Source organism: Rhizobacter sp. P2_H3 (assembly GCF_056403355.1).
The window spans coordinates 1-4,650 of sequence record NZ_JBFUFQ010000330.1 but is presented as its reverse complement, the minus strand read 5'-3'; the positions used below and the strand labels follow the sequence as shown (position 1 = coordinate 4,650).

5 protein-coding genes are annotated in these 4,650 nt (G+C 67.5%); all 5 read left to right on the top strand.

Translation table 11 applies throughout. The features are described 5' to 3' along the window. Positions 1 to 174, top strand: a 174-nt coding sequence (gene infC, locus AC1D1T_RS30105; protein ID WP_477993111.1) for a translation initiation factor IF-3, incomplete at its 5' end; no start/stop codon positions are given. Positions 175 to 309: 135 nt separating this feature from the next. Further along, entirely contained in the window at positions 310 to 513 is a 204-nt protein-coding gene (rpmI, locus tag AC1D1T_RS30100) for a 50S ribosomal protein L35 (RefSeq protein WP_047511790.1), read from the top strand. A gap of 51 nt (positions 514 to 564) precedes the next feature. Next, complete coding sequence (rplT, locus tag AC1D1T_RS30095; RefSeq protein WP_047511792.1) at positions 565 to 921, top strand: 50S ribosomal protein L20; 357 nt, start codon at positions 565 to 567, stop codon at positions 919 to 921. Between the two features lie 150 nt (positions 922 to 1,071). Continuing rightward, positions 1,072 to 2,115 (top strand): phenylalanine--tRNA ligase subunit alpha, encoded by a 1,044-nt coding sequence (gene pheS / locus AC1D1T_RS30090; RefSeq protein WP_047511795.1) that lies wholly within the window; start codon positions 1,072 to 1,074, stop codon positions 2,113 to 2,115. Between the two features lie 18 nt (positions 2,116 to 2,133). Then, positions 2,134 to 4,548, top strand: a complete 2,415-nt coding sequence (gene pheT / locus AC1D1T_RS30085; RefSeq protein WP_477993110.1) for a phenylalanine--tRNA ligase subunit beta — start codon at positions 2,134 to 2,136, stop codon at positions 4,546 to 4,548. Positions 4,549 to 4,650 lie beyond the last annotated feature (102 nt).

The following is a 4,650-nucleotide window of genomic DNA, read 5'->3' as shown; positions in this document are numbered from 1 at the left end:
GACAAGGGCAAGGTCACGCTGCGCTACCGCGGCCGCGAGATCACCCACCAGGACATCGGCATGCGCCTGCTGGAGCGCATTCGCGACGAACTGGCCGATGTGGCCGTCGTCGAGAACATGCCGAAGCTCGAAGGGCGCCAGATGATCATGGTGCTCGGCCCGAAGAAGCGCTGAGACCGCAACAGCGTTGAAGTATTGAGAGTTCAGCGCGCCGGTCTGGTCACCGGCGCGTTGCAAGAAGCCCCTCCAGGCCAACAAGACCGCAAGTTCTTTGCGGGCGCCTGGTGGAGCAACTAAAAAGGAGCAGTCATGCCCAAAATGAAGACCAAGAAGAGCGCTGCGAAGCGTTTCCGCGTTCGTCCGGGTGGCACCGTCAAGCGGGGCCAGGCGTTCAAGCGCCACATCCTCACGAAGAAGTCCACGAAGAACAAGCGCCACCTGCGTGGTGCCGTCGGCGTGCACGAGACCAACATGGGTCACATGGCTCAGATGCTGCCCTTTGCCGGGCTGTGATCTGCCACCACTGATTCACGGTTTCAGAAACACTTCCAGAAGGAGTAATCCATGCCTCGCGTCAAACGTGGTGTAACAGCCCGCGCTCGTCACAAGAAAATTCTCGCACTCGCCAAGGGTTACCGCGGCCGTCGCAAGAATGTATTCCGCATCGCCAAGGAAGCGGTCATGCGCGCTGGGCAATATGCCTATCGCGATCGCCGCACCAAGAAGCGTGTGTTCCGCCAGCTCTGGATCGCGCGTATCAACGCCGCGGCCCGTGGCCTGGGCATCACCTACAGCAAGTTCATGAACGGCATGAAGAAGGCGTCGATCGAGATCGACCGCAAGGTTCTTGCCGACATGGCAGTCAACGATCCTGCCGCCTTCGGCAGCATCGTGGAGAAGGTGAAGGCCCAGCTCGCTTGATGTCGTGATCGCGCCGGCTCGCGCACACCCTGTGCAGCCGGTGCCACGCAAGTCCCCGAAGGCTGTTCGCAGCCGCTGGGGCAAGCTCTCCAAGGCCGACCTCGTGTGCGGCCTTTTTTGTTTCTTGAACCGACCATCCACCCTCTACCGATGAACGACCTCGATCAACTGGTGCAGGCCGCGCACGCCGATTTCGCGCAGGCGACTGCACCCGCCGATCTCGAGAACGCGAAGGCGCGCTACCTCGGCAAGGCCGGGCGCGTGACCGAGCTGCTGAAGTCGCTGGCCGGGCTCGCGGGCGACGAGAAGAAGTCGCGCGGTGCCGAGATCAACGCCGCGAAGCAGGGCATCGAGGCCGCGCTGAACGCCCGCCGCCAGGGCCTGGCCGATGCCGAGCTGCAGGCGCAGCTGAAGGCCGAGTCGCTCGACGTGACGCTGCCTGGGCGCAAGCGCGGCACCGGCAGCGTGCACCCGATCACGCGCACGATGGAGCGCATCGAGGCGATCTTCGGTTCGATGGGTTTCGACGTGGCCGACGGCCCCGAGATCGAGACCGACTGGTACAGCTTCACCGCATTGAACAACCCGGAGAACCATCCGGCGCGCTCGATGCAGGACACCTTCTACGTCGACATGAAGGACGACGAAGGCCACTGGCTGAACCTGCGTCCGCACACCTCGCCGATGCAGGTGCGCCATGCGCGCGCCCATGCCGCGAAGTACGCCGGCCAGCCGCACATGCCCGACATCCGCGTGATCGCGCCGGGCCGCACCTTCCGCGTCGACAGCGATGCGACGCACTCGCCGATGTTCCACCAGGTCGAAGGCCTGTGGATCGGCGAGAACGTCAGCTTCAAGGACCTGAAGGCGATGTACCTGGACTTCATCCAGGCCTTCTTCGAGACCAGCGAGCTCGCGCTGCGCTTCCGCCCGAGCTACTTCCCGTTCACCGAGCCGAGCGCCGAGATCGACATCATGTTCGAGAGCGGGCCGCTGAAGGGCCGCTGGCTCGAGGTCTCCGGCTCCGGCCAGGTGCACCCGCAGGTGGTGCGCAACATGGGGCTCGACCCGGAGCGCTACATCGGCTTCGCGTTCGGCTCGGGCATCGACCGCCTGGCGATGCTGCGCTACGGCGTCAACGACCTGCGCCTGTTCTTCGACGGCGACCTGCGTTTCCTCAGCCAGTTCAAGTAACCAGCGGAAGACCCATCAATGCAATTCCCCGAGTCGTGGTTGCGTGAGTTCTGCAATCCGCCCCTTGAGACGAAGGCCCTGGCCGAGCTGCTGACGATGTCCGGCATGGAGGTCGAGGAGCTGCGCCCGGTGGCGCCGCCCTTCAGCCACGTGGTCGTCGGGCGTGTCGTGTCGCTGGAGCGGCATCCGAATGCCGACCGGCTGAACGTCTGCCAGGTCGATGTCGGCAGCGGCACGCTGCTCAACATCGTGTGCGGCGCGCCCAATGTCGCTGCCGGCCTGAAGGTGCCGTGCGCGCTGGTGGGCGCGGTGCTGCCTCCGGGCGAGGACGGCAAGCCCTTCGAGATCAAGCTCGGCAAGCTGCGCGGCGTCGAGAGCCAGGGCATGCTGTGCTCGGCGCGCGAGCTGAAACTGTCCGAGGACCACGGCGGCCTGCTGATCCTGGCCGAAGACGCGCCGCTCGGCGAAGACATCCGCAAGCACCTGTCGCTCGATGACACGCTGTTCACGCTGAAGCTGACGCCGAACCTCGGGCACTGCCTGAGCGTGTTCGGCATCGCGCGCGAGGTCGCCGCGCTGACCGGCACGCCGCTGAAGTCGCCCGCGTTCCCGCCGGTGCCGGTGAAGCACGCTGCCGTGCTGCCGGTGAAGATCGAGGCGCCCGACCTGTGCGRCCGCTTCTCCGGCCGCATCGTGCGCAACGTCGACACCACCGCGAAGACGCCGGCCTGGATGGTCGATCGGCTGGCCCGCTGCGGCCAGCGCTCGGTGACTGCGCTGGTCGACATCTCGAACTACGTGATGTTCGAGCTGGGCCGCCCGTCGCACATCTTCGACCTCGACAAGATCCACCACGGCCTCACGGTTCGCTGGGGCCGGCCGGGCGAGCAGCTGAAACTGCTGAACGGCAACACGATCGAGGTCGATGCCGCGGTCGGCGTGATCGCCGACGCCGAGGCCGTCGAGTCGCTCGCCGGCATCATGGGCGGCGATGCGACCTCGGTGTCCGATGCGACGCGCAACGTGTATGTCGAGGCCGCGTTCTGGTGGCCCGAGGCGGTGTCGGGCCGTTCGCGCCGCTTCAATTTCACGACCGATGCGGGGCACCGCTTCGAGCGCGGCGTCGACCCGGCGCAGACGGTCGAGCACATCGAGCGCATCACGCAGCTGATCCTCGAGGTCTGCGGCGGCGAGGCCGGCCCGATGGACGACCAGACCGTCGCGCTGCCGGCCCGCAAGCCGGTCACGCTGCGCGTCGCGCGTGCCGCGAAGGTGATCGGCATGCCGCTGACGCAGGCGCAGTGCGCCGGCGTGATGGAGCGGCTGGGCCTGCCGTTCACGCAGGCCGAAGGCACGATCACCGTGACGCCGCCGAGCTGGCGCTTCGACCTGCTGATCGAGGAAGACCTGATCGAGGAAGTGATCCGCGTGCTGGGCTACCCGACGCTGCCGTCGACGCGCCCGCTCGCCTCGCTGGCGGCCAGCGTGCGCAGCGAATCGAAGCGCAGCCCGCACGCGGTGCGCCACCTGCTGGCCGGCCTCGACTACCAGGAGACGATCAACTTCAGCTTCGTCGAGGAGCGCTGGGAGCATGAGCTGGCCGGCAATGCCGACCCGATCCGCGTGCTGAACCCGATCGCGAGCCCGCTGTCGGTGATGCGCTCGAGCCTGATCGGCGGCCTCGTCAACGTGCTGCGCTTCAACCTGGCGCGCAAGACCACGCGCGTGCGGGTGTTCGAATCGGGCCGCGTGTTCCGGCGCGATGCGTCGGTCGCCAACGGCGCCTTCAGCGTGGCCGGCATCGCGCAGCCGCTGCGCGTCGCGGGCCTCGCGTACGGTCCGGTCGATGCCTTGCAGTGGGCCGCGAAGGAACGCCAGGTCGACTTCTTCGACGTGAAGGGCGACATCGAGTCGCTGCTCGCGCCGCTGGCGGTCAGCTTCGTCGCCGCCGAGCACCCGGCGCTGCACCCGGGCCGTTCGGCGCGCATCGAGGTCGACGGGCAGGCCATCGGTCACGTCGGCGAACTGCACCCGAAGTGGCGGCAGTCGTACGAGCTGCCGCAGGCGCCGGTGCTGTTCGAGCTGGACGCCTCGGCACTGCAGCAGCGCCTGCTGCCGCAGTTCCAGCCGATCCCGAAGCAGCAGTCGGCCTGGCGCGACATCGCGGTGATCGCCGCAGAGCAGGTCACGCACGAGGCGCTGATCGGCACGATCGCGGCGGTCGACCCGGGCCTGATCCGCTCGGCGCGGCTGTTCGACATCTACAAGCCGGCGACGCCTGCCGCCGACATGGCCGCCGGCGAACGCAGCCTGGCCATCCGGCTCGAGCTGCTGGACGACGCCGCGACGCTGACCGACGAGCGCATCGAGGCCGGCGTGCACAAGGTGCTGGACAGCCTGAAGGCCCGCCTCGGCGTGCGCCTTCGCGGCTGAGGGGAGGCCGCGATGGACGACCACAACGACGACAAATCCCCGGCCCGTGTGCTGCTGCCGACGCTCGAGACGCCGACGCTCACCAAGGCCGAACTGGCCGAG

What these genes read in the sequence shown, in the direction of transcription:
- rplT (WP_047511792.1), top strand. Translation starts at nt 565, where the DNA reads ATGCCTCGCGTCAAACGTGGTGTAACAGCCCGCGCTCGTCACAAGAAA.
- rpmI (WP_047511790.1), top strand. Translation starts at nt 310, where the DNA reads ATGCCCAAAATGAAGACCAAGAAGAGCGCTGCGAAGCGTTTCCGCGTT.
- pheS (WP_047511795.1), top strand. Translation starts at nt 1,072, where the DNA reads ATGAACGACCTCGATCAACTGGTGCAGGCCGCGCACGCCGATTTCGCG.